General features: G+C 72.1%; 28 protein-coding genes. 17 read left to right on the forward strand and 11 right to left on the reverse strand.

Annotated elements, in window-relative coordinates; all coding sequences use genetic code 11:
* The first annotated feature begins 114 nt into the window (after positions 1 to 114).
* The 3 genes from ABZ860_RS26640 (at position 115) to ABZ860_RS26650 (ending at position 5,249) form a co-directional block, all read left to right on the forward strand.
* Positions 115 to 3,204, forward strand: coding sequence for an ATP-binding protein (locus ABZ860_RS26640; RefSeq protein ID WP_357225008.1), 3,090 nt, complete (start codon positions 115 to 117; stop codon positions 3,202 to 3,204).
* Positions 3,205 to 3,277: 73 nt separating this feature from the next.
* Positions 3,278 to 4,552: a MurT ligase domain-containing protein gene (locus ABZ860_RS26645; RefSeq protein ID WP_357225011.1), complete on the forward strand. Its 1,275-nt coding sequence runs from the start codon at positions 3,278 to 3,280 to the stop codon at positions 4,550 to 4,552.
* Positions 4,542 to 5,249: a glutamine amidotransferase gene (locus ABZ860_RS26650; RefSeq protein ID WP_357225012.1), complete on the forward strand. Its 708-nt coding sequence runs from the start codon at positions 4,542 to 4,544 to the stop codon at positions 5,247 to 5,249. The genes ABZ860_RS26645 and ABZ860_RS26650 overlap by 11 nt, the downstream gene beginning before the upstream one ends.
* Before the next feature lie 22 nt (positions 5,250 to 5,271).
* On the opposite strand, the gene ABZ860_RS26655 is transcribed toward ABZ860_RS26650, so the two are convergent.
* Positions 5,272 to 5,634, reverse strand: a complete 363-nt coding sequence (locus tag ABZ860_RS26655; RefSeq protein ID WP_169987347.1) for a DsrE family protein — start codon at positions 5,632 to 5,634, stop codon at positions 5,272 to 5,274.
* 118 nt (positions 5,635 to 5,752) lie between these two features.
* On the opposite strand from ABZ860_RS26655, the gene ABZ860_RS26660 reads away from it, so the two are divergent.
* The 9 genes from ABZ860_RS26660 (at position 5,753) to ABZ860_RS26700 (ending at position 14,213) form a co-directional block, all read left to right on the forward strand.
* On the forward strand, positions 5,753 to 6,244 hold the full coding sequence (locus ABZ860_RS26660; protein ID WP_357225014.1) for an FABP family protein: 492 nt from the start codon (positions 5,753 to 5,755) through the stop codon (positions 6,242 to 6,244).
* 419 nt (positions 6,245 to 6,663) lie between these two features.
* Positions 6,664 to 7,077: a Fur family transcriptional regulator gene (locus ABZ860_RS26665; RefSeq protein WP_357225015.1), complete on the forward strand. Its 414-nt coding sequence runs from the start codon at positions 6,664 to 6,666 to the stop codon at positions 7,075 to 7,077.
* Positions 7,078 to 7,148: 71 nt separating this feature from the next.
* Entirely contained in the window at positions 7,149 to 7,991 is an 843-nt protein-coding gene (locus ABZ860_RS26670) for an STAS domain-containing protein (protein WP_357225018.1), read from the forward strand.
* Positions 7,991 to 8,356, forward strand: a complete 366-nt coding sequence (locus ABZ860_RS26675) for an STAS domain-containing protein (protein WP_357225020.1) — start codon at positions 7,991 to 7,993, stop codon at positions 8,354 to 8,356. Before ABZ860_RS26670 ends, ABZ860_RS26675 begins: the two co-directional genes overlap by 1 nt.
* On the forward strand, positions 8,353 to 8,754 hold the full coding sequence (locus tag ABZ860_RS26680) for an ATP-binding protein (RefSeq protein ID WP_357225022.1): 402 nt from the start codon (positions 8,353 to 8,355) through the stop codon (positions 8,752 to 8,754). Before ABZ860_RS26675 ends, ABZ860_RS26680 begins: the two co-directional genes overlap by 4 nt.
* A 35-nt stretch (positions 8,755 to 8,789) precedes the next feature.
* On the forward strand, positions 8,790 to 9,791 hold the full coding sequence (locus ABZ860_RS26685; RefSeq protein WP_357225023.1) for an ATP-binding SpoIIE family protein phosphatase: 1,002 nt from the start codon (positions 8,790 to 8,792) through the stop codon (positions 9,789 to 9,791).
* On the forward strand, positions 9,791 to 11,494 hold the full coding sequence (locus tag ABZ860_RS26690; protein WP_357225026.1) for an ATP-binding protein: 1,704 nt from the start codon (positions 9,791 to 9,793) through the stop codon (positions 11,492 to 11,494). Before ABZ860_RS26685 ends, ABZ860_RS26690 begins: the two co-directional genes overlap by 1 nt.
* Positions 11,487 to 13,061 carry a fused response regulator/phosphatase gene (locus tag ABZ860_RS26695; protein WP_357225297.1) on the forward strand — a complete coding sequence of 525 codons (1,575 nt, stop codon included), beginning with the start codon at positions 11,487 to 11,489 and terminating at the stop codon, positions 13,059 to 13,061. The genes ABZ860_RS26690 and ABZ860_RS26695 overlap by 8 nt, the downstream gene beginning before the upstream one ends.
* Positions 13,062 to 13,145: 84 nt before the next feature.
* Positions 13,146 to 14,213, forward strand: a complete 1,068-nt coding sequence (locus ABZ860_RS26700; protein ID WP_357225028.1) for a folate-binding protein — start codon at positions 13,146 to 13,148, stop codon at positions 14,211 to 14,213.
* A 7-nt stretch (positions 14,214 to 14,220) separates the two neighbouring features.
* Here the strand turns inward: ABZ860_RS26700 and ABZ860_RS26705 are convergent, their stop codons facing one another.
* Together ABZ860_RS26705 and dtd are read right to left on the reverse strand one after the other, a co-directional pair.
* Positions 14,221 to 14,739 (reverse strand): VanZ family protein, encoded by a 519-nt coding sequence (locus ABZ860_RS26705; RefSeq protein ID WP_357225031.1) that lies wholly within the window; start codon positions 14,737 to 14,739, stop codon positions 14,221 to 14,223.
* A 35-nt stretch (positions 14,740 to 14,774) separates the two neighbouring features.
* Positions 14,775 to 15,200: a D-aminoacyl-tRNA deacylase gene (gene dtd, locus ABZ860_RS26710; protein WP_079316195.1), complete on the reverse strand. Its 426-nt coding sequence runs from the start codon at positions 15,198 to 15,200 to the stop codon at positions 14,775 to 14,777.
* Positions 15,201 to 15,247: 47 nt separating this feature from the next.
* Between dtd and ABZ860_RS26715 the strand changes: the two genes are divergently transcribed.
* Positions 15,248 to 16,189 carry an asparaginase gene (locus ABZ860_RS26715; protein ID WP_357225032.1) on the forward strand — a complete coding sequence of 314 codons (942 nt, stop codon included), beginning with the start codon at positions 15,248 to 15,250 and terminating at the stop codon, positions 16,187 to 16,189.
* A gap of 11 nt (positions 16,190 to 16,200) precedes the next feature.
* Here ABZ860_RS26715 and ABZ860_RS26720 read toward each other — a convergent pair whose 3' ends face one another.
* Positions 16,201 to 17,082, reverse strand: a complete 882-nt coding sequence (locus ABZ860_RS26720) for an alpha/beta hydrolase (protein ID WP_357225035.1) — start codon at positions 17,080 to 17,082, stop codon at positions 16,201 to 16,203.
* 85 nt (positions 17,083 to 17,167) lie between these two features.
* On the opposite strand from ABZ860_RS26720, the gene ABZ860_RS26725 reads away from it, so the two are divergent.
* On the forward strand, positions 17,168 to 17,773 hold the full coding sequence (locus ABZ860_RS26725) for a CGNR zinc finger domain-containing protein (protein WP_357225037.1): 606 nt from the start codon (positions 17,168 to 17,170) through the stop codon (positions 17,771 to 17,773).
* 4 nt (positions 17,774 to 17,777) lie between these two features.
* Here the strand turns inward: ABZ860_RS26725 and ABZ860_RS26730 are convergent, their stop codons facing one another.
* On the reverse strand, positions 17,778 to 19,382 hold the full coding sequence (locus ABZ860_RS26730) for a DUF2207 domain-containing protein (protein ID WP_357225040.1): 1,605 nt from the start codon (positions 19,380 to 19,382) through the stop codon (positions 17,778 to 17,780).
* A gap of 111 nt (positions 19,383 to 19,493) precedes the next feature.
* Between ABZ860_RS26730 and ABZ860_RS26735 the strand changes: the two genes are divergently transcribed.
* Together ABZ860_RS26735 and ABZ860_RS26740 are read left to right on the forward strand one after the other, a co-directional pair.
* Positions 19,494 to 19,910 carry a VOC family protein gene (locus ABZ860_RS26735; protein WP_357225041.1) on the forward strand — a complete coding sequence of 139 codons (417 nt, stop codon included), beginning with the start codon at positions 19,494 to 19,496 and terminating at the stop codon, positions 19,908 to 19,910.
* A gap of 110 nt (positions 19,911 to 20,020) precedes the next feature.
* Entirely contained in the window at positions 20,021 to 20,992 is a 972-nt protein-coding gene (locus ABZ860_RS26740; protein WP_357225043.1) for a magnesium transporter CorA family protein, read from the forward strand.
* 21 nt (positions 20,993 to 21,013) lie between these two features.
* Here ABZ860_RS26740 and ABZ860_RS26745 read toward each other — a convergent pair whose 3' ends face one another.
* The 5 genes from ABZ860_RS26745 to ABZ860_RS26765 all read right to left on the reverse strand — a co-directional run bounded on the left by ABZ860_RS26745 (position 21,014) and on the right by ABZ860_RS26765 (position 23,691).
* Positions 21,014 to 21,364, reverse strand: coding sequence for a DUF2516 family protein (locus ABZ860_RS26745; RefSeq protein WP_357225045.1), 351 nt, complete (start codon positions 21,362 to 21,364; stop codon positions 21,014 to 21,016).
* A 177-nt stretch (positions 21,365 to 21,541) separates the two neighbouring features.
* Positions 21,542 to 21,901 (reverse strand): hypothetical protein, encoded by a 360-nt coding sequence (locus ABZ860_RS26750; RefSeq protein ID WP_357225047.1) that lies wholly within the window; start codon positions 21,899 to 21,901, stop codon positions 21,542 to 21,544.
* 3 nt (positions 21,902 to 21,904) lie between these two features.
* Complete coding sequence (locus ABZ860_RS26755) at positions 21,905 to 22,339, reverse strand: helix-turn-helix transcriptional regulator (RefSeq protein ID WP_204052224.1); 435 nt, start codon at positions 22,337 to 22,339, stop codon at positions 21,905 to 21,907.
* Positions 22,340 to 22,423: 84 nt separating this feature from the next.
* On the reverse strand, positions 22,424 to 23,338 hold the full coding sequence (locus tag ABZ860_RS26760; RefSeq protein WP_357225050.1) for a M56 family metallopeptidase: 915 nt from the start codon (positions 23,336 to 23,338) through the stop codon (positions 22,424 to 22,426).
* Positions 23,335 to 23,691, reverse strand: coding sequence for a BlaI/MecI/CopY family transcriptional regulator (locus ABZ860_RS26765; protein ID WP_357225052.1), 357 nt, complete (start codon positions 23,689 to 23,691; stop codon positions 23,335 to 23,337). Before ABZ860_RS26765 ends, ABZ860_RS26760 begins: the two co-directional genes overlap by 4 nt.
* A 51-nt stretch (positions 23,692 to 23,742) precedes the next feature.
* Here ABZ860_RS26765 and ABZ860_RS26770 point away from each other — a divergent pair, with 51 nt between their 5' ends.
* Positions 23,743 to 24,261, forward strand: coding sequence for an O-acetyl-ADP-ribose deacetylase (locus ABZ860_RS26770; RefSeq protein ID WP_357225055.1), 519 nt, complete (start codon positions 23,743 to 23,745; stop codon positions 24,259 to 24,261).
* 17 nt (positions 24,262 to 24,278) lie between these two features.
* Here the strand turns inward: ABZ860_RS26770 and ABZ860_RS26775 are convergent, their stop codons facing one another.
* Positions 24,279 to 24,806, reverse strand: a complete 528-nt coding sequence (locus ABZ860_RS26775) for a GNAT family N-acetyltransferase (protein ID WP_357225057.1) — start codon at positions 24,804 to 24,806, stop codon at positions 24,279 to 24,281.
* Position 24,807: the final 1 nt, after the last annotated feature.

Raw genomic sequence — 24,807 nt, forward strand, 5'->3', positions numbered from 1 at the left:
CGTCGTACGCGCCCATGACACCGTCCGCTGTCGGTAAGGGCATCGTCAACCGGGGTGTGCGGGCGTGATCGTTGAAGGAGTCTCTCCCCTGTTCGTCGTCACCTGAGGGGTCTGATGCAGCCGTTTCCCCTGAGCGGGCCGTGGTACCGGATCCAGGCGATCACCGCCCCATCGCGTAGTTCGTCCGCGGAGTGGGACTTCGTCACGGTGCTCCCCGCGGTCCTGTCCGCCGCGCAGCGCAACCGGCCGTTCGTCATCGGCTGGCTGTCGCGGGGTTCGGGTGCGCCGCTGGAGCTCATCACCAACGCGGGACCGCTCACGCCGCCCAAGCCGCCGAAGCGGGCGGCGACCACGCCTGAGCCGCCGGTCACCGGCCCGCAGCCGCTGCTGTTCCCCGGCGGCGCGCGCGGCGTGGAGATCGGCGACGAGTGGCTGGCCGACCTCGCCGACCTCGTCTGGACGCCGTGCCCCGGCCGTCAGGCCCCGCCGCTGTACGGCAGGCGCGAGCCGGAGCCCGACGAGACCAAGCGGCCCACGCTGTTCGAGTCGACGCTGGTCACGCTCATGTCCCGGCCGTTCGCATGGGTGGTGGTCGCCGAGCCGACCGACCTGCTCGACGCCGAGGTGGCCCACCTGCGCACCCAGCTCAACGTGCTGCGCCAGTATGGCGACGCCTCGGAGCGGTCGCGGTTCGACGCCGAGCGGGCCGAGCGCAGGATGCAGGAGCTCGACGCCTTCCGCGAGGCCGGCCTGTGGAACGTCCGGGTGCTCGCCGGCGCGGCCGGCCCCGACGAACTGCGCCAGATCGCGCCGGTGCTGGTCGGTTCGGTGGAGATGAGCCACCACCCCTACCGGCTGCGCAGCGCGATGTCGCTGCCCGCCCTGACCGGCGACGGCACCTGCGAGTCCGTGTACGGCTTCGGTGAGGCGCTGGCGGTCAACCTGCAGGACTCGGCCGACGGCGCGGCGGCGCCGTTCGCCGCGACGGCCGGGGCGCTCGCCGCGCTCGCCGGGCTGCCGCGCCGGGAGGTGCCGGGGGTCCGGGTGCTCGACGCGGGCTTCTTCGACGTGACGAGCGAGGCCGAGGTCGAGGGCTCGGCGGAGACCGTCGACCTCGGCGCGATCGTCGACGGGCAGGACCGCGCCGTCGGAACGTTCCGGGTGCCGCTGGCCACGCTGAACCGCCACGCCTTCGTCACCGGCGCCACGGGCTCGGGCAAGTCGCAGACCGTGCGTCACCTGCTGGAGCAGCTCACCAAGGCGGGCATCCCCTGGCTGGCGATCGAGCCGGCCAAGTCGGAGTACGCCGCGATGGCCGGCCGGGTCGAGCACCTGGCGCCGCTGACCGTCATCAACCCGTCGGCGCCCGACAACGTGCCGATCAGCGTCAATCCGCTCGCGCCCGAGCCCGGCTACCCCGTGCAGGCCCACATCGACATGGTCAGGGCGCTGTTCATGGCGGCCTTCGACGCCGAGGAGCCGTTCCCGCAGATCATGTCGCTGGCGCTGCAGCGCGTCTACGAGGCCAACGGCTGGGACGTGGTCACCGGCGGGGGCATCCCGGGGGCCGCCGTGCAGCCGGCCGTGCCGACTCTGGAGCAGCTCCAGCAGCACGCGCTGGAGGTCATCCAGGAGATCGGGTACGGCAACGAGGTCCAGGCCGACGTCGAGGGCTTCATCAGCCTGCGTCTGCGCAGTCTGCGCGTCGGCAGCGCGGGCCGGTTCTTCGAGGGCGGGCACCCGGCGGACATCGGCGGCCTGCTGCAGCGCAACGTCGTGCTCGCGATCGAGGACGTGGCCAACGACGAGGACAAGGCGTTCCTCATGGGCACGCTCATCATCCGCATCGTCGAGCACCTGCGGATGCGCGCCCGCTCAGAACCGCGGGCCGAGGACGGCGTCGGCGGGCTGCGGCACGTCATCGTCATCGAGGAGGCCCACCGGCTGCTGCGCGACCGGGGCTCCCAGCGGGCCTCCACGCACGCCGTCGAGCTGCTGGCCGGGATGCTCGCCGAGATCAGGGCGTACGGCGAGGGCATCATCGTGGCCGAGCAGATCCCCACCAAGCTCGTCTCCGACGTGGTGAAGAACACCGCGCTCAAGGTGGTGCACCGGCTCCCGGCCGAGGACGACCGCGCGCTCGTCGGCGCGGCGATGAACCTGAGCGAGGACCAGTCGCGCCAGGTGGTGTCGCTCCAGCCGGGCTTCGCCGCGGTGTTCGCCGACGGCATGGACCGCCCGCTGCGCGTCCAGGTACCGCTGGGCGAGGACCGCGAGCGCGAGACGCTCGGCCCGGTGCCGCCGATCTGCGGGCGCCGTTCGGCCGCCTGCGGGCGCGAGTGCCGTACGGGGAAGGCGTGCACGCTGGTCGAGCTGCGCGAGGCCGACCTGCTCGCGGTGGCCCCGGAGTGGGCGTGGCTGCGGATCTGGACCGACACGGTCGTCCTGGCGTTCGTGACGAACCGGTCGCTGCCGGGTGTGCCGCGCGTGCTCGCCGACATCTGGGCGGAGCTGCCGGCCAAGCGGCGCGAGTGCCTGCTGGCCACGCTGGTCGAGCGGTCGGTGGCGCGCCGCGCCTGGTCGCTGCGGACGTGGTTCGACCCCGCGCTGCTCACCGAGAAGGCCGCCGAGGTCGCCGCCGGGCTGCTCGCGGCGGGCCAGGCGGACGGTGGGGGGAGCGAGCCGCCGATGCGGGCGGGCGAGCGGCCGGGCGCGGCCTGGGTGATTCCCCAGGTCCGCTGGCTGCACGAGGTGGACCGGCTGTTCCCGTTCGGGCATCCCGCGCCCAACCTGCGCAGCCCGGCCCCGGCGATGGAGTATCCGTTGTTCGGCACCGACCCCGCCGGTCGGCCGTACCCCCACCAGGGGGTCAACGGCGCCGAGCCGGCCGAGGGCGGGGTCGCCGTCGGCGTACGCACCGAGCTGCTCGGCCACCGTGCCAAGGCGCTGCGCCACCACCCCCTGTCGATGGAGGTGGACCGCAACCGCGCCCTGGCCTGGCGGGTCATCCTGGGCGACGACGAGCACGAGGGCATCCAGCGTGACGTGACGACGGTCGCCATCGGGGTCGAGCCGCGCGAGCGGGTCAAATACGTGGCCCAGACGATGAGCGCGGGCTGGCTGGAGACCGTGCTGTCCTGGCCGCGCCGGTTCGTGCTGCCGTTCGACGGCGACACCCCCGCGGAGCTGTCCTTCGGATCGTGACATGCACGCGGCCGGTGCCGCTCTGGGCGACGCTACAGGCAAGGATCGGAGGGAGGGGCACTAGGATCGCGGCATGAGTCAGCTTCCGTTGCGGGCGCAGCTCGCCAGCGCCCTGGGCCGCACGGCCGCGACGCTGTCCAGGGCCACCGGGCGTGGCGACGGCTCGGTGATCGGCGGCAGGGTCGGCCTCATGCTGGAGCCCGACCTGCTGCGCAAGCTCGCGGCCGACCGCAAGCTCGTCCTGGTCAGCGCCACGAACGGCAAGACCACGACGACGCGTCTGATCACCTCGGCGCTGCAGGAGCTCGGCGACGTGGCGACGAACGCCTTCGGCGCCAACATGCCGGCCGGGCACGTTTCGGCGCTCGCCTCCAACAAGGACGCGCCGTACGGCGTGCTGGAGGTCGACGAGAAGTACCTTCCCGAGGTCCTCGACACGACCAACGCCGGCATCGTCTGCCTCATGAACCTGAGCCGCGACCAGATGGACCGGGCGGCCGAGATCTGGCTGCTGGCCCAGAAGTGGCGCCGCGCCCTCGCGGGCCGGCCCGCGCACGTGATCGCCAACTGCGACGACCCGCTGGTCACCTGGGGCGCGTCCACCGCCGCCCGGGTCACATGGGTGGCGGCGGGGCAGCGCTGGCGCGAGGACTCCTGGTGCTGCCCCGAGTGCGGCGGCCCGCTCGACCGCGCCGGGTTCGGCAACGGCGGTCAGAGCCTCACCCCGGTGCAGCTCGCCGACACCAACTGGGCGTGCCGTGAGTGCACCTTCCACCGGCCCGAGCCCAGCTGGGTGCTCGACGGGGAGTACGTGACCGACCCCCGGGGCCAGCACTGGCGGCTGGACCTCCAGCTTCCCGGGCAGGCCAACCGGGCGAACGCCGCCGTGGCGCTGGCGGTCGCCGAGACCCTCGGCCTCGACCCCGCCCGGGCGCTGCCCCGGCTGCGTATGGTCACCTCCGTCGCCGGGCGCTACACGACCGTCGAGCGGGACGGCCGGTCGCTGCGGCTGCTGCTGGCGAAGAACCCGGCCGGCTGGCTGGAGGCGTTCGACGTGGCCGACCCGGCGCTGCCGATCATCCTGTCGGTGAACGCGCAGGGGCCGGACGGCCGCGACACCTCATGGCTGTGGGACGTCGACTACCGCATCCTGCGCGGCAGGCCCGTCCTCGTCACCGGCGAGCGCCGTCTCGACCTCGCGCTGCGGCTGGCCGTGGCCGGGGTCCCCTTCCAGCTCTGCGACTCGTTCGAGCAGGCGGTGGCCCTCCTCGCGCCCGGCAAGATCGACGTGATCGCCAACTACACCGCGTTCCAGCAGATCCGAGCGGAGTTCGGCCGTGCAGTCTGAATTGTCCATCGTCTGGATCTATCCCGACCTCCTCAGCACGTACGGGGACCAGGGCAACGTCCTGGTGCTGGAGCAGCGGGCCCGGGCCCGGGGCATCCCGACCAGGACCGTCCACGTACGCTCCTCCGACCCCGTGCCGCGCCAGGGCGACGTCTACCTGATCGGCGGCGGCGAGGACCGGCCGCAGATCCTCGGGGCCGAGCGGCTGCGCCGGGACGGCGGCCTGCACGCCGCGATCGAGCGCGGCGCGGCCCTGCTGGCGGTCTGCGCCGGCTACCAGATCATGGGCACGGTGTTCGGCGGCGAGGAAGGGCAGCCGGTGCCCGGCATCGGGCTGCTGGACATCAGCTCGGGGCGGGGCGAGCGGCGCTCCGTCGGCGAGCTGGCCGCCGAGGTGGACCCCGCGCTGGGGCTGCCCACACTGACGGGCTTCGAGAACCACATGGGCGTGACCAGACTCGGCCCCGGCGTGCGCCCGCTGTCGCGGACCCTCGTCGGCACCGGCAACGGCGACGGCACCGAGGGCTGTTACGCGGGCCGCGTCATCGGCACCTACCTGCACGGGCCGGCGCTCGCCCGCAACCCCGCGCTGGCCGACCTGCTGCTGAGCTGGGTGACCGGACCGCTGCCCCCGATCGACGACAGCTGGTATCAGGCGCTGCGCGACGAACGCCTGCGCGCGGTGCTGCCGAGCTGATCGCTCGGCGGTTCCCGGCCGGTCAGTAGATCAACGCCTGCACGCCCTCGCCCAGGGCCTCCTCGACGAACGTGGAGGCCCCGGCGATGCGCACACCGTCGATCACGTCGTCCACCGTGATGCCTCTGCGGGCGGCGCACTGGGTGCACAGCGTGACCCTGCCCGCGGCGAGCACGGCGTCGAGCATGTCCTCCAGCGGGGCGGCCTCGGCCAGGGTGAACTCCTTGGCCCGGCCCGGCAGCGCGAACCACGAGGACTCGCCGGTCAGCCACAGCGAGACGGGGACACCGCTCGCCAGCGCGGCCGCCGCGACCGTGAACGCCTGATTGCAGCGCTCCGGGGCGTCCGCCCCGGCCGTCACCTTGATCACCAGTGATCGTGCCATGTCCGAAGCCTAGTCCGCCGGGGTGGGCGGTGCGCCGCCGCGTGCCGTACAAGTTGGGCAATCCGTGCCTGCCGCGCATGGTGCGAGGGGCCGCTCGCGCGCCTCTAAGCTCGTCTCCATGGACGTACATCCCGACCTCGAGCCGATCGCCTTCCTCCTGGGCCGCTGGGAGGGGGCCGGGGTGATCGGCTATCCCACCATGGAGAGCGCCAACTTCGGCCAGGAGATCGTCTTCGGGCACAACGGGAAGCCGTTCCTGACCTACCAGAGCCGCACGTGGCTGCTCGACGGCGAGGGCAACAAGGTCCGGCCTCTGTCCACGGAGACGGGGTTCTGGCGGATCCAGCCCGAGCGCCAGATCGAGGTGTGCCTCGCGCACCCGACCGGCATCGTGGAGATCTACGTGGGGGAGGTCGTCTTCCACAAGATCGAGCTGCGTACGGACGTGGTCGCGCGGACCACGACGGCCAAGGAGTACAACTCGGGCCACCGGCTCTACGGCCTGGTCAACGGCAACCTCATGTACGCCTACGACATGGCGGCGATGGGGCACCCGCTGCAGTCGCACGCCTCTGCGGAGCTCAAGCGGGTCGGCGACTTCGACGAGTAGCGACGAGTAGCTTCGACGAGCAGGACGGGGAAAAGAAAGAACCCCGGGCGCGCTCCGCCTCCTGACGAGGCGGGCCGGCTGGACCATGGCCGGGGACGGAAGTCGTCCACGGCCGCCGGCTGCCCGGGGTTCCGGTGTCTGTCGAGGATTCGCCAGGATGTCGTCCGACATCCAGACGGAAGGTCCAGATGGACGAGTCCTAGCGGACAGCCACCTCGCTAGCCCAAGAATGATCAACCATTGTTTGGACCACCTCCCTTCTGCGTGCCTTCACGCTATGCGAGGGCCCCGCGCGCGGGCAAACGATTAATGCGATGAACTTCGCGCCCCTCCGCGCGGCGGCGGGGGAATGTCCCGGGGACGACGAGGGAGCGGCCGGCGTAGGGCGTGTTTCGCCGGGCGCCACTTACACTCTGGGCATGGCCGAGACTTGGCACGAGGAGCTGCGGGCCCGCGGCTACCGGATCACTCCCCAGCGCCAGCTCGTGCTGGAAGCGGTCACCGAACTGGGACACGCCACACCCGAGGACATCTGCTCCCGGGTGCAGCAGACGGCCAGGGGCGTCAACATCTCGACCGTCTACCGGACCCTTGAGCTCCTGGAGGAGCTCGGGCTGGTCACCCACACCCATCTCGGGCACGGCGCTCCCACCTATCACCTCGCCTCCGAGGCCGACCACGTCCACCTCGTCTGCCGGGGCTGCGGCGAGGTCACCGAGGTGGCTCCGGAGCTGGTGGACGGCCTCGTCTCGGCCCTCGACGCCGAGCTGGGCTTCGCCACCGACGTCCGCCATCTCACCGTCTTCGGGAATTGTCGCAAATGCCGGGTTTGAGTATTATGGCCCGTTTTGGGCATTGAGGCCGGTAGCGTGACGAGTGGCGCACTACGCCGATTCGTCAGGAGATGAGGGTGACCGTTCCCGCGGAGGCCGCCAGGCGGCGCATAGTCGATCTCTTCCTGTCCAGCGAGGAGCGGCTGCTCCAGCGGTGGACCCAACTGTCCGGAGCGTCTCCCGACGAACTCCGTGACCTCTACCAGGCGTTGCGCACCGCGCTCAGCAGCGAGGACGGAGACTTCGCCGACGTACGCGGGCTGCTCGCCGAGCTCTCCCGCGCCCGTGTCCGGCAGGGGCACACGCCCTCGGACACCGCGCGGCTCGTGTTCTCCCTCAAGGAGGCGTTGTACGAGGTGGCCGAGACCGACGGCGGCCCAGAGGCGCTACGCGGGTTCGTGTGGTTCTCCCGGCTCGTCGACGACCTCGGCCTGTACACCTTCGAGACCTACACCGCCGCCCGCGAGAGGATCATTTTCGACCAGACGGAGCAGCTGCTGGAGCTCTCGACCCCCGTGGTCAAGCTGTGGGAGGGCATCGTCGCCGTGCCGCTCGTCGGCACGCTCGACTCGGCCCGCACCCAGGTCGTCATGGAGAAGCTGCTCCAGACCCTGGTCGACACGGGCTCCGAGCACGCGGTCATCGACATCACCGGCGTGCCCGCCGTCGACACGCAGGTCGCGCAGCACCTGCTCAAGACCGTCGTCGCGGCCCGCCTGATGGGCGCGGAGTGCGTGATCTCCGGGATCCGCCCGCAGATCGCGCACACGATCGTCACGCTCGGCATCGAGTTCGGCGACATCGTCACCAAGGCCTCGCTGGCCGACGCGCTCGCGTACGCGCTCGGGCGGAGCGGCGTGGAGATCACGGGCGCCGCCCGGACGCGGGTCGCGGTCAGGGCGGAGCGCGCCTGATGGAACGTGTGCCGATTCTCAAGCTCGGCGACATCCTGATCGTCTCGATCCAGATCGACCTGGACGACCAGAGCGTGCTGGCCCTGCAGGAGGACCTGGCGGACATGGTGGTCTCCTCGGGTGCGCGAGGGGTCATCATCGACATCACGGCCGTCGAGATCGTCGACTCGTTCATCGGCCGCATGTTCTCCACGATCGCCGCGATGACCCGCATGCTCGACGCCGAGACCGTGGTGGTCGGCATGCGTCCCGCGGTGGCGATCACGCTGGTCGAGCTGGGGCTGTCGCTCGGCGGCGTGCGCACGGCTCTCAACCTGGAGAAGGGCGTCGCGATGCTGGAGCAGGTCAGGGGCGCCGTGGGGTGAGCGCGCCCCGGGAGCTGCCCATCGCCACCAACGGTGACGTCGTAGTCGTACGTCAGCAGGTCAGAAGCCTCGCGGCCGAGATAGGGCTCTCCCTGGTCGACCAGACGAAAGTCGTGACCGCCGCCAGCGAACTGGCCAGGAACGCCCTCGTGCACGCCGGAGGCGGCCGGGTGCTGATCGAGGTGCTGGAAGGCGGACGGCGGCCGGGCCTGCGGCTCGTCTTCACCGACGAGGGGCCGGGCATCCCGGACGTCGAGCAGGCGCTGACCGAGGGCTGGAGCACCGCCGGGGGGCTGGGACTCGGGCTGAGCGGATCGCGGCGGCTCGTGGACGAGTTCGACGTCGTGTCCGCTGCCGGCGCGGGCACCCGCGTGACGGTGACCAAGTGGGCCCGGTGATCGAGTGGACGCGGTGATCGAGTGGACGCGGTGACATGACGATGACGCACCGGCACGAGGACGTCTGGGTCTCCACCGCCGACCCGAGTGTGATCGGCGCGGTGCGCAGGACTGCTGTCGCGCTGGCCACGGCCGCCGGATTCGACCAGAACCGCACCGGTCAGGTCGCGGTGGCGGTGACCGAGGCGGTCTCCAACCTGGTCAAGCACGCGGTGGAGGGCGCCGTGCTCGTGCGCCCCCACGTGGAGAGGCCGGGCGCGGTCGAACTCGTCGCCGTCGACAGGGGCCCCGGGATCGCCGACCTCGGCCGCGCCCTGCGGGACGGCTACTCCACCTCGGGCACGCTCGGCATCGGCCTCGGCGCGATCGCCCGCATGGCCACCGGCTGGGACGTCTACTCGGTGCCCGGCAGGGGAACCGTGCTGGTCCTGCACTTCACCCCGGACGGCCTGCCCGGCCCGCCGCTGCGGGTGAGCGGGCTGCGCCGCCCCATCGGCGAGGAGAGCGTGTGCGGCGACTCCTTCGCCTTCGCCGACGACGGCGACGCGATCAGCGTGCTCGTCTGCGACGGGCTCGGCCACGGCGGCCTCGCCGCGCACGCCTCCCGCGAGGCCGTACGGATCTTCATGGAGGATCCGCACGCCTTTCCGGCCGCCGCCCTCGAACGCCTGCACCGGGGGCTGGGCCACACTCGGGGCGGAGCGGTCGCGGTGGTGCGGGTCGGCCGTGAGAGCGTCACGTTCGCCGGGCTGGGCAACATCTCGGGCTGGATCGCCCACGCCGAGGGCCGCCAGGGGATGATCTCGCTGCCCGGCATCGCCGGGCACAAGGGCAGGCGTCCCCGGCAGTACGAGTACGCGCTGCCGCCGCACGCCACGGTGGTGCTCCACTCCGACGGTCTCACCGACCGCTGGGACCCCGCCTCCTTCCCCGGGTTGTTCGCCCATTCCCCGGCCGTGGTGGGCGCGACCCTGCTGCGCGACGCGGGCAGCCGCAGGGACGACGCCTGCGTCGTGACCGTCAGACAGGGGCAGTGATGGGCGAGGTGCTCACCCGCGCGGAGATCAGCAGGGACCAGGACGTCTTCGCCGTACGGCAGCTGGGCCGCCAGATCGCCGAACTCGTCGGGCTGGAATCCCAGGATCAGATCCGGGTGGCGACGGCGCTCAGCGAGATCGGCCGTGAGGTGCTGGCGCGGGGCTCCGGGAGCGCCGTCGTCTTCCACCTGCGCGGCGACCGGCTGGTCATCACCGTGGACTATCTCGACCGCGCCGATGTGCGGGAGAGCGAGGGTGTGAAGCTGGCCGGCCGCATGGTCGACGAGATCGTGCTCTCCGCCGAGGACAGGCGCGTCACGCTGGTGAAGCGGGTGCCCGAGCACTGCAGGCGTGGGCCGCTCGACGGCGTTCGCGAGGAGCTGGCCCGTCTGTCGCCGTCCAGCACGGCCCTGGACGTGCTGCGTGAGCAGAACAAGGAGCTGGCCGGCACCCTGGAGGAGGTGCTTCGGCTCAACGCGGAGCTGGCCGAGACCAACCAGGGCGTGCTGGCGCTGTACAACGAGCTGTCGGCCGAGCTGGAGGAGACCAACCGCGGCGTCGTGGCGCTCTACGCCGAGCTGGACGAGAAGTCGTCCCAGCTCCGGCAGGCGGCCGAGGCCAGGCAGCGGTTCTGGGCCAGCGTGAGCCACGAGCTGCGGCTGCCGCTGACCTCGATCATCGGGCTGGTGCGGCTGCTGCTCGGCTCGGGCGCGGAGCCGCTCACCGGGGAGCAGGAGCACCAGATCACCCTCATCGGCACCTCCGCGGAGACCCTGCTGGCGCTCGTGGGGGAGCTGCTCGACCTGGCCAAGGCCGAGTCCGGGCGGCTGGACCCGCACCCGTCGATGGTGGACGTGATCGCCCTTGCCGAGGGACTGCGCATGACGCTCCAGCCCGCCGGGCGGGCCGACGAGGTCACGCTGTCGGTCGACGTGTCGGGCGAGATCGGCGAGATGTTCGTCGACGAGTCCATGCTGACCACCATCCTGCGCAACCTGCTGTCGAACGCGCTGAAGTTCACCGAGTGCGGGGAGGTGCGGCTGACGGCCGTCGCGGACCCCGCGACGGCGGAGGTCGTCTTCACCGTCGCCGACACCGGCGTGGGCATTCCCCCCGAGCACCTGGAGCGCGTCTTCGAGGAGTTCTTCCAGGTGCCCGGGGCGCTGCAGCTCAAGGCGAAGGGCACCGGCCTCGGCCTGCCGTACGCCCGCAGGCTGGCGGAGGCGCTCGGCGGCACGCTGGAGCTGGCGAGCAGGCCGGGCGAGGGCACCACGGCCATGCTGCGGGTGCCGCACCGCGTGGCCAGCCCGGAGGTGGGCCGGGTGCTCGTGGCCGACGACGACGCCGGGTTCCGCGCGGTGGCCCGGCGGATGCTCTGCGGGTTCGCGGCCGCGGTGGACGAGGCGGCCGACGGGATCGAGGCCCTCGACCTGATGCGCGAACGGCCGCCGGAGGTGGTCCTGGTCGACCTGCTCATGCCGCGCCTGGACGGCACGGCGCTGCTGCACAGGATGGCCGAGGACGACGTCCTGCACGGCATCCCGGCGGTCGTCGTGTCGGTGGTGGCCGAGCAGCCGGGAGCGTCTCACCCGATGCTGTCGAAGCACGGACTGCGCAGGGACCAGCTCCTGGAGGCGATCCGGGAGGCCGTACGCGACAAGGCCGGGAGCGTGGGAGGTGACGGAAGTGGGGCTCATGCTTGACGCCGCGGCGACGGTGCTGGTGGTCGACGACGTCCCCACCAAGCGCTACATCCTGGCGAGCTGGCTGCGCCGTGGCGGGCACCGGGTCGTCGAGGCCGGCGGCGGTGAGGAGGCGCTGGCCGTCGTCGGCGCGCTCAAGCCCGACCTGGTCGTCCTCGACGTACGGATGCCCGACGTGGACGGCATCGAGGTGTGCGAGAAGATCAAGGCGGACCCGGAGACCGCCTCGATTCCGGTCATCCAGGTGTCCGGGAACGCCGTCACCCCGGCCGACCGCGCCGAGGGGCTGGAACGCGGGGCCGACGCGTACCTGTCGGAGCCGATCCAGCCCGACGAGTTCGCCGCGACGGTGCGGGCGACCCTGCGCTACTACCGGGCCCGGCAGCGTGCCGAGCGGATGGCGGCCAGGCTGAGCGAGCTGGCCGAGATCACGCTGGAGATGAACCAGGCGGAGGACTTCGAACGGCTCCTGTCGGCGGCCGCCGAGGGCTGCTCCCGCCTGCTGGAGCGCTACTCGCGGGTGCTGGCGATCCCGCCGGACGGGAGAGTGCGCAGGTTCTCCGCCCGGCCGGGAGAGCGCTCGACGGCACGGCCGGTCCATCCCGACACCCTGGACCGGCTCAGCACCATCTCCATCGGCGAGTGCCCCGGAGTGCAGACGTTCGAGATCGACAACGCGACCTGGGCCCGCGTCGTCCCCGACAGCGACGTCGTCGCGCGCGTGTCGGGCGTGCTGTGCCGTACGAAGACGGGCCGGCCGCCGGTGTTCCTCGGAGTGGAGACGGGATCGCCGCTCGACGGCGAGGAGCTGAGCCTGCTGCGGCAGCTCGGCCAGGCGCTGGCGCTGGCGGTGGACGCGGCCCGCGCCTACGCGGAGGAGCACATGATCGCGCTCACGTTGCAGCGCAGCCTGCTGCCCGCCGAGATCCCCCGGATCCCCGGCCTGCGGATCAGCGTGCGCTACCAGCCGGCGGTGGACAACGTGGAGGTGGGCGGCGACTTCTACGAGGTCCTGCCCCTCGGAGACCGGGTCCTGGTCGCGCTCGGCGACGTGCAGGGCCACTCACTGCACGCCGCCACCGTGATGGCGGAACTGCGCAACGCGCTGCGGGCGTCGGTGATCGACGCCGTCGATCCCGCCCGCTCGATGAGCCTGCTCAACGCCGTCCTGCTGCGCTACCACCCCGGCATGACGGCGACCGTCTGCCTGATGCTGATCGATCCCGCGACGGGGGACAGCGAGATCGTCAACGCCGGGCACATCCCGCCGCTGCTGGCCGGGAAGGGGGCGGCCTATCACCGGTTCGGCAACCTGCTGCTCGGCGTGGCCCACGAGCGGTATCGGGTGGACCGGGTCCGGCTGCACGAGGACGCCACCGTTCTGCTGTTCACCGACGGGTTGATCGAGGACCGCGACAAACTGCTCGACGAGAGCCTGGAGATCGCCCGGCAGCAGTCCGAGAACGTGGACGAGGACCTGGAGGGCTTCTGCGACCGGCTGATCGCCACCTTCGGCGCCCGCGAGGACGACGTGGCGCTGGTCGCCGTCCGCCGCGTGCCGTTCTGAGGCGTCGTCCACAGGCCGAGCGTCGTCCACAGGCGGGCCTGCCGCCGCCACGCCGGCCGCACGGGACCGAATAGCCTTGAACGCATGCGGAGCCCTTTGCTTGACACACCCGGCGCGGTGGCCGCGCAGGCGCCGGACGAGACGGTCGCGGCCCACTACGGCGATCCCTACGCCGAGCAGCGCGCGTTGGCCGCCGGGCGGGCGCTGGTCGACCGGAGCAATCGCGAGGTCGTGCGGATCGCCGGGCCCGACCGGCTGAGCTGGCTCAACAGCCTCAGCTCGCAGAAGCTCGACACGCTCCGGCCGGGCACGCCCACCCAGGCGCTGCTGCTCGACCCGCAGGGCCGCGTCGAGCACCACCTCACGCTCGTGGACGACGGCGAGGCCGTGTGGGCCCACGTGGAGCCGGGCACCTCGGCCGAGCTGGTCGCCTTCCTGGAGAAGATGCGGTTCATGCTGCGTGTCGAGGTCGCCGACGTCACCGCGGACTACGCGGTGGTCTCCCTCGCCCCGCCTGCTCCGGACGAGAGCGCCGACGGGCTCGGCGTGACCGTGGAGGGAGCCGTCGCGATCGGCGGCGACCTGCTCGTGCCGCGCGAGCGGCTGGGCGGCCTGCCGGACGCGCTGGGCCTGCGTCCCGCCGGTCTGTGGGCCTACGAGGCGCTGCGCATCGCCGCGCACGTGCCCAGGCTCGGGTTCGAGACCGACCACAAGACGATCCCCCACGAGGTCGGCTGGATCGACGTGGCCGTGCACCTGACCAAGGGGTGCTACCGGGGACAGGAGACGGTCGCCCGCGTGCACAACCTCGGCCACCCGCCCCGCCGCCTGGTCTTCCTGCACCTCGACGGCAGCGTGGACGAGCTGCCCCCGCACGGCGCCCCGGTGACCCTCGGCGTCGGCACGCCGGTCGAGGCCGAGCCGGAGGCCGCCGTGGAGGGCTCCGCCGAGCCCGGGCAGATCGGCTTCGTGGGCTCGTCGGCCCGCCACTACGAGCTGGGCCCGATCGCCCTCGCGGTCGTGAAGCGTACGGTGCCGGTGGACATCGACCTGCTGGCCGGCGGTGTGGCGGCGAGCCAGGAGGTCGTGGTGCCGCCGGACGCCGGGCGCAACGTGACGATCGACCCCGCCCTCCGCCGCCGTATCCGCTAGCGGGTTCTCAGCCGCGGACCCACCACCTGCGGGTGCACAGGGCCGCGAGCACGGCGCCCGCCGCGTTGAGGATCACGTCGTCCACGGAGCTCACCCGCCCGAGCCGCAGGCCGTACTGGAGGAGTTCGACGCCGAGCGAGGCGGTGGCCGCGACGGCGGCCACCGCCGCAAGCGAGGCCAAGCGCGCGGAGCGGACCGGGAGCATCGCGCCGAGCGCGGCGAAGACCAGGAGGTTGCCGCCGATCTGCACGACCGCCGCTCCCGGTGACAAGCGCGCGACCTGGCCCGCCAGGTCCACCAGGGGGACGACGTGCACGCCGTCCTCCGTCCCCGGGGTGAGGATCATCCAGATCCAGGGTGCGGTCCCGGCCACCATGACCACGTCCGCGAGGGACGCGCGGAGGGGAGTGGGATGTCCTCGGCGGGCGCGGCGGCGGGTGAGGAGCAGGACGGCGAGAGCGGCCACGGGAACGGCGCAGACGGTCGCGACGACGACATGTCCCCAGGTGCTCCACGCCTCCCGCATCCGATCATGATGGCAGGCCGGGGAGACCGCGCCGGTCAGACGTCCAGGACGAGGGTGATCGGGCCGTCGTTGGTGAGGGTGACCTTCATGTCGGCGCCGAAGACGCCCGTCTCCACCCGTGCGCCGAGCGCCCGGAGCTCGGCCACCACGGCCTCCACGAGGGGCTCGGCTACCGGGCCGGGCGCGGCCGCTTGCCAGGTGGGCCTGCGGCCCCTGCGCGCGTCGCCGTACAGCGTGAACTGGCTGATCACCAGCAGCGGCGCGCCGATGTCGGAGCAGGACTTCTCGCCGTGCAGGATGCGCAGTCCCCACAGCTTGGCGGCGAGCCTGGCCGCCTCGGCTCGCCCGTCGGTGTGGGTGACGCCCACGAGCACGAGCAGGCCGGGCTCGTCGATGGCGCCGACGACCTGACCCTCCACCACAACGGACGCGGAGCTGACCCGCTGTACGACCGCACGCATGGCCCCGAATTCTGCCACGCCCGGGGGGGCTTCATAGACTGCCCGTCATGTCGGAGATGGTCGTCGAGGTCGTCCGGTCGGGGTTCGTCGAGTCGGTGCACCGCGCCCGCGTGCACGTGATCGGGGCGGACGGCGCCCCGGTCATGGTGTGCGGGGACACCGCGAGCCTGGCGTCGCCACGCTCGGCCATGAAGCCCCTGCAGGCGCTCGCGATGGTGCGGGCCGGCCTGCCGCTCGAGAACGAACTGCTCGCGCTCGCCGCCGCGAGCCACAGCGGCGAGCCCTTCCACATCGACGGCGTACGGAAGATCCTCGCGGGCGCGGGGCTGGACGAGACCTTCCTGCGCTGCCCCGAGGACCTGCCCCTCGACGAGGAGGCGCGCCGCAGGGTCCTGCGGGAGCACGGCGACGCCCGCCGGATCCTGATGAACTGCTCGGGCAAGCACGCGGCGATGCTCGCCACCTGCGTGGTCAACGGCTGGCCGGTCGACGACTACCGCCATCCCGGCCACCCGCTGCAGCGGGCCATCCGCGTCACGGTGGAGGAGCTCACCGGCGAGAGGGTCGCGGCCACCGGTGTGGACGGCTGCGGCGCGCCGCTGTTCTTCGTCTCGATTGCGGGGGTGGCGCGCGCCTTCCGCACCCTCACGCTCGCCCCGGCCGGCACGCCGGAGCGGCGCGTCGCCGACGCGATGCGCGCGCACCCCGAGTGGACGAGCGGCACGACCCGGGCCGAGAACCTGCTGATGCGGGCCGTTCCCGGGCTGCTGGTGAAGTCGGGCGCGGAGGCGTTCGACGCCTTCGCCGATGCCGAGGGCCGGGCCGGGGCGGTGAAGATCGTGGACGGTGGCGGCCGGGCCCGCGTGCCGGTCACCGTCGCCGCCCTGCGCGCCGCCGGGATCGACGCCCCCGAACTGGCCGGGCTGGCCACCGCCCCGCTGTTCGGCGGCGGGGTCCCGGTCGGCGAGGTCCGCGTCCGTCCCGCCTGACCGGCTGCGGGTCACACCCACACGCGGTCGAGGAACGCCGCGATCAGGGGCGCGATCTCGGGGAGCCGGTCCTCCAGCGCGAAGTGACCGGTGTCGAGGACGTGCAGTTCGGCGTCGGGCAGGTCGCGCAGGTAGGCGCGGGCCCCCGGCTCGGGGAAGAACATGTCGTCGCGGCCCCACGTGATCAGGGTCGGCGGCCGGTGCTCGCGTAGCCAGGCCTGCCACAGCGGGTAGCGCGCCACGTTGCTCCGGTAGTCGAAGGCGAGCGCCACCTGGGCCTCCTTGCGCCCCGGCAGGTCGAGGAAGTGCTGGTCGAGGGTCCATCCGTCGGGGGCCACCAGCCGGGGATCGGCCGTGCCGCCCTCGTACTGGCCGCGGGTCATCTCCAGCGTCAGCAGCGCCCGTACCTTGTCCTCGTCGCCCTCGACGTCCGGACGCAGCGCGATGAAGGCGCGGGCGCCGTCCGACAGGCCCTCCTCGTACGCGTTGCCGTTCTGCACGACGAGGCCGGCGATCCACTCGGGGTGCCGGGTCGCCAGCCGGAATCCCACCGGGGCGCCGAAGTCGAAGACGTACATGACGAACCGGGTCAGCCCGAGCCGTTCGACGAAGCCCTCCATCACGGCGGCGAGGTTGTCGAAGCTGTAGGTGAAGCCCGCGGGCGCCTCGGTGTGCCCGAAGCCGGGGTAGTCGGGCGCGATCAGCCGATAGCGGGATCCGAGCACGTCGATGAGCCGCCGGAACTGGTGTGACGCGGACGGGAATCCATGCAGCAGCAGCATCACGGGGGCGTCGTCGCCGCCCTCGTCCGGCACGGACTCGCGGTAGAAGACCCGCACGTCCCCGACCTCGACGTGCCGGTGGAGCGTGCGCGGAACGGTGATCAGCGTCATGACTAATGCCTCCTGGCGATAATGATGCATTAGTTCTAGCCCCTGGCGACCTAATGCGTCAACCGATGGAGATAGCATTAGCGTCATGAGTGACCTGGTCCCCTTCACCGGGGAGCCGCTCGCCCTCGACCTGGTCAACACCCGGCCGCACACGCAGGACGGCCCGGCCGACCTGATCGCCACCGCCGAGGGGCTGCGCACCTGGCTGGGCCTGCAGGCCGACCGGCTCGGCGGCGCGCTACCGGAGGGCGGGGAGGCGCGGCTCGCGGACGACGACCTCGCCGCCGCGGTGAGCGCGGTGCAGGAGGTGCGTGAGCACGCGGCGGCCGCGATCGACCAGGCGCGCCGGGGCCTGCGGCCGCCCGAGGACGCGCTGCGCGGCCTCAACAGGGCGCAGCGTGCCGCACCCGCCGTCCGCGAGCTGGCCTGGGACGGCGCGGCCGTGACCGCCCTGCCGCGCAGGGACGGCCCGCCGGGCGCCCGGCTGGCGGCGGTGCTCGCCGAGGCGGTCGCGGAGCTGCTGACCGACCCTGCGGTCACGGCCGTGCGGGAGTGCGCCGCCGACGACTGCGTGATGCTGTTCCTGCCCGCCCATCCGCGCCGGCGCTGGTGCTCGGCGGCGCGGTGCGGCAACCGGGCCCGTGTCGCCCGGCACTACCGGCGTCACCGCGCCGTCGGCTCCGACTCTTAGGGGGTTACAAGGAGCGAAACTGGCGCGAGGTCGAGATCGCCCCCGAGGTGGTCATGACGAACGTCCGCATCGAGTCGGCGAACCTCGACAGGTCCCACTCGGCGGGGCCCTGGTACCAGTACAGATGGTCGGTCTGCCGCCCGTTGCCGTCGAACGCGCTGACCACCCGCGCCCACCGGTCCACGCTGTCGAAGATCACCGCGTACGGCAGGTAGCGGGAGAACAGTTCCACGCGCTGGCCGGCGGGGACGTCGTCGACGCTCGCCCCGGTGAGGTACTCCCGGAAGCCGAGCGTGTGCGCCAGGGCCGCGGCGCCCTTGGCCGTCTTGGCCGGCATGTACTGGGCGCCGAAGGCCAGGGCGGCTCCGGCGATGATCAGGGCGAGTCCGAGCAGGCCGTAGGTCGTGAACCAGGCGAGCAGGACGGTGGCGATCACCCCGAGCACGACCACGGCCAGGCCGAGGGTCGTCCAGCGCGACCGGGTGGAGTCGGGCCGCCGGGCGAACCAGCCCTGCGTCACGACGTCCTGATACAACGCGTCGCGCACCGTGGACAGGCGGGCGGCGAACGAACCGTGCAGCTCCGACAGCAGCACCCGGTCGCGGCCGTCGAAGATCGCGTCGTAGAGGGCCCGCTCGTAGGGCAGCAGGTGGCCGACCGGGGCGCCGGGCAGCTTGATCAGGCACCAGTCGGGGGTGTCGTAGGTCTGGCGCGGCTGCTCGTCGATCCGCAGGAAGTTGCGCACGGCGAGGTCCACGATGGTCGCGGTCACGTCGACCACGTCGGCCTGCTCGTCGAACAGCGTGCCGATCTGCCCGGGACGCACGCCGTCCGGAGGAGTGAAGTGCCCGCCGCGATGGCCGCTGACCGGGCCAGACTCGCTGCCGACCACGCGGGCGTCGCGGCCCCGCGTCCAGTAGAGCAGCCCCACGCCGCCCAGCAGGAGCACCAGCAGCGCCGCCAGGGAGCCGCCGGTCACCGCGTTCAGCGTGAACGCGTTGGACAGCTCGAACCTGCGCTCCAGGATCGGCCGGGCCCCCGTCGCGCCCTTCGGATAGCCGACGACGACCGTGAGCGTCTGGCCCTCCCCGAGGCCCTGCTGTTCGAAGGTGGAGGTGGTGCCGGTCTCCTCGGCCGAGGCACTCGTGCAGGCGATGGCCGCGCTCAGCTCACCGGCGAAGCAGGACAGGTTCTGCACCCGGCCCGGGCCGGTCACGGTGACGACCGCGTCCTGCACGGGGCCCGACACCGCGAACCAGCGCAGTTCCTCGCCCGACGCCGTGGGCGTCACGGCGCCGGTCACGTCGTACTCCACCGTGCCCTTGAACGTCAGGGTCTTCCCGTCGTAGGAGCCGCCCTTGACGTTGGAGATGCGGTAGACGCGGTCGTGGCCGTCGTCGTAGCGGGTCCGGGTGAGCGGCGTGCGCCGCACCGTCTCGCCGGCGGGGGTGACCGTCTCCTTCACGTGGAGCACCCCGTTCTCGCGGAGCTCCATCGTCACCTCGTCCTTCGCCGGAGGCGCGGAAGCCGCGGTGACGGCGTGCGCGGGGGAGGCGGCGAGGACGGCGAGCAGTGCCGCCAGTCCGAGCCGGCGCGCGAGATCCACCATGAGCCGCAACCCTACCGGTCCCGGTGCTCCAACTGGGGATCGGATGCGGGCCGGCGGACCGGTCAGGAATCGAGAAGCACGGGGAACACCGCGGCCCGTAACGTCGTCGGCATGGAACTCACTCTTCACTACTGCTACATCACGGTCGACGACGGCGACGCGGCGCTCGCCTTCTATCGGGACGTGCTCGGCCTCGAGCTGCGTAACGACGTCGGGTATGAGGGCGCCCGCTGGCTGACCATGGGCCCGCCGTCCCAGCCGGACGTCAACATCGTCCTCGAGACCGTCAACGCCGACCCGACCGCCTCCCCGGAGGACCGCGCGGCGCTGAGCGACCTGCTCGCGAAGGGCCGGCTGCGCGCCGTCGTCTTCGCCACCCCCGACTGCGACGCGACCTTCGAGCAGATCCGCGAGTCCGGCGCCGAGGTCCTGCAGGAGCCGATCGACCAGCCGTACGGCGTCCGCGACTGCGCCTTCCGCGACCCGGCGGGCAACATGATCCGCTTCCAGCAGCTCGGCAAGGGCTGACGCGGCGGCGCCGCCGGTGGCCGGTGCCGTGCGAGACGGGGGTGTCCTCCTGCGTGACCAGGAGGGCGCCCCCTTCGGCGGGCCGCATCGGATGGGTAGGGTAACCGTCCATGGGACACACCCGGTTGTACCGGAACGGGACCCTTGAGGCCGAAGGCTTTCCGGTCGCCGACGTCTCCGAGCACGTCAAGGACCCGTCGGCGGTGGTGTGGTTCGACATGTGCGCCCCCACCGAGGAGGACCTCCACGCCATCAGCGAGGAGCTGGGGCTGCACGCCCTGGCCGTGGAGGACGCGCTCCAGCACCGGCAGCGGCCCAAGCTCGACGTCTACGACAGCCACATGTTCCTCAGCGTCTACGCGGCGGCCTTCGACAGCGGGTCCGGCCAGGTGCGGATCGCCCCCGCCGCCGCCTTCATCACCAAGAACGCGCTGGTCACCGTACGCCAGTCGGACGACTTCTCCATCGACGAGGTGGTCCGGCGCTGGGACGAGGGGGCGGCCCTGGCCCGGTACGGCGTCGCGTTCCTGCTGCACGGCCTGCTCGACTACGTGGTGGACAGCCACTTCGAGACCGTCGAGGCCATGGACGAGCAGGTCGAGGACCTCGAGGGGACGGTGTTCGGCGACCGGCCGGTCGGCCCCGAGGACCAGCGGCGCACGTTCGAGCTGCGCAAGAGCCTGGTGACGCTGCGCCGGATCGTGATGCCCATGCGGGAGGCCGTGAACACGCTCCTGCGCCGCAACGGCCTGAGCGGCGACGGCGAGATGACGCCGTACTTCCAGGACGTGTACGACCAGGTGCTGCGGGCCACGGAGTGGACCGAGTCGCTGCGCGACCTTGTCAGCAACATCCGCGAGACGCACCTGACCATGCAGGGCAACCGGATGAACCTCATCATGAAGCGGGTGACGAGCTGGGCCGCGATCATCGCGGTGCCCACCCTGATCACCGGCTTCTACGGCCAGAACATCCCGTTCCCCGGCTTCGGGCACTCGTCGGGCTTCTGGACGTCCACCGCGCTGATCGTCGTCGCCTCGGCCGCGCTCTACCGAGTGTTCCGGGCCCGCGACTGGCTCTGACCCGGGCGCCTCACCGGCCTTTCACCACGGCCCGTACGGCCCCTGGTTGCCGCCGCCCCGATAGTCGTTGACCGCGGGCTTCACATCGGCGAGGTAGATGCCCGCCGCGATGACGGCGGCGATCGTGAAGATGTTGGGCAGCCCCATGCCCATGCCCAGGTAGTTGATCGCGGCGGCGAAGGTGAACAGCGTCGCGAGGCCGAGGATGATCAGCCAGAGCCGCTTGGTCTGCTTGCCGGCCGCGGGGAAGGCGCGTGCGGGGATCCGCAGGGCGTGCACCAGCGCCCAGCCGGACAACACGAAGGCCCCGACGGAAAGCAGCCAGAAGATGATGTCGAGGATGCCGTACAGCCCGAACATGGACTCTCCCACACGGTGACAGTCGCTGACGCCCCCAGACTAGTGGGCGGCGCCGACACGTGGCGCGGGCGCCGAGGGCCGGTCCCCGCGAACTTCCCGACCGGCAGCCGCGGACGTCCGCGAAACGGCGGCGGCCCGCCTCCCCTGAGGGAAGGCGGGCCGCAGCCGTGTGTTCGCGTGGGCCGCGGATCAGCCCTGGGCCGTGGTGGCGCGGGCGCGACCGGTCCGCTTGGAGGTGGTCTCGGCGGCGATCGCCGGCTCGGCGGTCTCCGAGACCTCCGTCAGCTCCAGCGCGGCCTCGCCGCTCACCCGGCTGACGACCTTGCGGCCACGGCTGGCCAGGTCGTCGTACAGCCGGTTGAACCGGGCGGCGGCGGCGTCGGCGTAGCCCTTCGCCTTCTCCGGCAGCTCGCGCGCGACGACCTCCGCCTTGTCCTGCACGGTGGAGGCGTAGGCGCGGGCCTTCTCCACGGCGTAGTCGCCGGCGCCCGTGAGCGCGTAGAACGGCTTGGACTCCGTGATCTTCTTGGCCTGGGTCGTGATGGTCATGAGCTATCCTTCCTTCGAATCCGGTGTAATGCCGTCGCGTGGGAGAACCGGGTCGTCCCCGAGATGCTCAGCCGATTGCGGCGGCTGGGCGGTGTCGGCCCGGTTCTCCTTACGGAACGACTCGTAGATGTCGATCAGCACCTGGCGTTGCCGCCCGGTGAGTGTGACGTCGGCCCGGATCGCGGCCAGCACGTCGCTGTGCGGCTCGCGGTCCTCGATGAGACCGGCCTGGACGTAGAGCGCCTGGGCGGAGATGTGCAGACCCTTCGCGATCTGGTTCAGGATCTCCGCGCTCGGCTTGCGCAGGCCCCGTTCGACCTGGCTCAGGTAAGGGTTGGACACCCCGGCCTGCGCGGCGAGCTGACGAAGCGAGATCTTCGCCTGCTGCCGCTGCTGGCGGATGTACTCACCGAGCGAGGCGACCTTGGGCAGTTCCATACCCCCAGTCTGCCTCGCACTGCTTGCAATTGCAAACTCGGTGGACAATTCCAGCTAGCACCCATGGTTCGGCAAGCAAACGGTTCAGCCGGGAAGCAGCCACAGCAGCGGGGCGCTGGTGGCGAGCACGACCGATCCGGCCAGGATCAGGAAACGGTGGGCGACCGGAAGCGCGACCTCGGGCCGTACGAGCCGGTCGACCCTGGCCATCACGCTGGACGGCGCGGACACGCCGAGCGCGCCCTGCGGCGTGGGCAGCGCGGCCGAGGTGCCGAAGCGCAGCAGGGCGGTGGCCAGCCTGCGGGGGCAGCACCGCTGCCTGGCACGGTCGTCGGCGGCCATCTCGACCAGCAGCTCGACCGACGCCTGCGCGTCGCGGACCAGCTTCGACCACGGCAGCGCGCGGCGCAGCGCGGCGAACGGCAGCAGCACCAGGTCGTGGCGCTCGCGCACGTGGGCGGCCTCGTGCGCCAGCACGGCCTCCAGCTCCGCGGACGACAGCAGGTGCAGCGTCCCGTCGCTGATGACGACCTGCGACTTGAGCCCCGGCAGGCAGTAGGCGGCGGCCCCGGGGAAGTCGACCACCCGCACGCCGGGCACGGCCGGCTCGTCCCTGGCGACCAGCGCGAGCAGGAGCCGGTGCCGCCGGCGGGCACGCAGCGTCTGCGCCCCGGCCGCGAGGGGCAGGGCCACCAGCACCGCGAGCAGCGACAGGCCGGCGACCAGCGCGGCCAGCCGCAGGTAGTCGTACGGCTGGCGCACGCCGAACTCCACGCTCAGCAGGAACTCCGCGAGCCCGTGCACGACGCCCTTGCGGTAGGGGTCGAGCGCGAAGGCGAGCAGGGCGCCGATGGAGGCGAGCCCCCAGGTCAGCCCGAGTGACTGCCACAGCAGGATCGCCGTGCGCGGGGCGCGCCAAGTCCAGCGCGCGAACGTCAGCCGCCACGCGGCCACCGCGCAGATCGTCGCGAGCGCCGCTAAGACCGCCGCCGCGATCACTCTTCCTCCAGCTCCGTGAGGGCTTTCAGCAGGATCTCGGCCTCGGACCCGGAGACGGCGCGGGCGAAGCGGGTCAGCGCCGCGTCGCGGTCGCCGGTCAGGTCCAGGGCCTCGAGCATCAGCTCGGCGACGTACGCGTCACGGCTCGCGGCGGGCTGATAGCGCCAGGCGCGGCCGTCGCGGGTGCGGGTGAGGAAGCCCTTGCGGGAAAGCCGGTCGAGCACGGTCATCACGGTCGTCGGCGCGAGGTCGCGGTCCTCGATGAGGCGTCCCACCTCGCGCGCGGTGAGCGGGGTGTTCTCCGCCCAGAGGATGTCCATGATGCTGCGTTCGAGCTCTCCCAGTCCCTTCACGTCTTTCAGCCTACCTGGGGTAGTACTACGTCCCGTAGAGAGGTGGGAGGCATGAAAATCGTTCTGGTCGAAGGAGACATCACCGAGCAGCGGGTGGACGCGATCGTCAACGCGGCCAACTCGTCGCTCATGGGCGGCGGAGGGGTGGACGGCGCCGTCCACCGGCGCGGCGGCCCGGAGATCCTCGAGGAGTGCCGGGCGCTGCGCGCCTCCCGGTACGGGAGGGGACTGCCGACCGGGCAGGCGGTCGCGACCACCGCGGGGCGCCTGCCCGCGCGATGGGTGATCCACACGGTCGGGCCCGTGTACTCGCGGAGCGAGGACCGATCCCACTTGCTCGCCTCCTGCTATCGGGAGTCGCTCGTCGTCGCCGACGCGCTGGGCGCCGGCACGGTGGCGTTCCCCGCGATCTCCACGGGGATCTACCGGTGGCCGGTCGAGGACGCCGCCCGCATCGCGATCGCCGCGGTACGGCAGGCCGCCCCGACCGTCGTCGAAGAGGTGCGTTTCGTGCTCTTCACCACCGCAGCCTATGCGGTCTTCGAATCGGCCCTACGGGACATCGGATAAGCATTGGGCCAAAACTTTCACAGCCACTTGAGCATGTAGATCTCGTCGCGGTCGTCACCGGGGGTCACCCGGATCGAGCGGGGCACCCGGCCGACCTCCCGGTAGCCCACGCTCGCGTAGAAGCGGTCGACCCCGGTGCCGCCGCGGCAGGTGAGCTGTAACGCCTCCAGGCCGAGCGACCTGGCGGCGTCGTCGGCGGCGAGCAGCAGCGCCCTGCCGTACCCCTTGCCCTGGTGCTTGGGGTGCACCATGACCCGCAGCAGCCACCGCCAGTGCGCCCGCAGGCCCGAGCCGTTGTCGCCCAGGATGAGCCAGGCGCCTACGGCGCCGTCGTCGCCGAACCCGACCAGGAGGCTGTCGGGGGCCTGCGGCCCGGCGGCCGCGCGGGTGCGGGCGAACGCCCTGTCCGCCGTCGGCCTGATGTCGTCCGGCGTCACGGGAGGCACGAAACCCACCGCACCGCCCGCGTTGGTCACCTCCGCCCAGCAGCTCAGGAGCTCCTCGAAGAGCTCGGGGGTCATCTCCGGGTCGACGACGAAACGCATG

The sequence above is a fragment of the Microbispora sp. NPDC046973 genome (assembly GCF_040644495.1).
In the GTDB taxonomy this organism is placed as follows: Bacteria; Actinomycetota; Actinomycetes; order Streptosporangiales; family Streptosporangiaceae; genus Microbispora.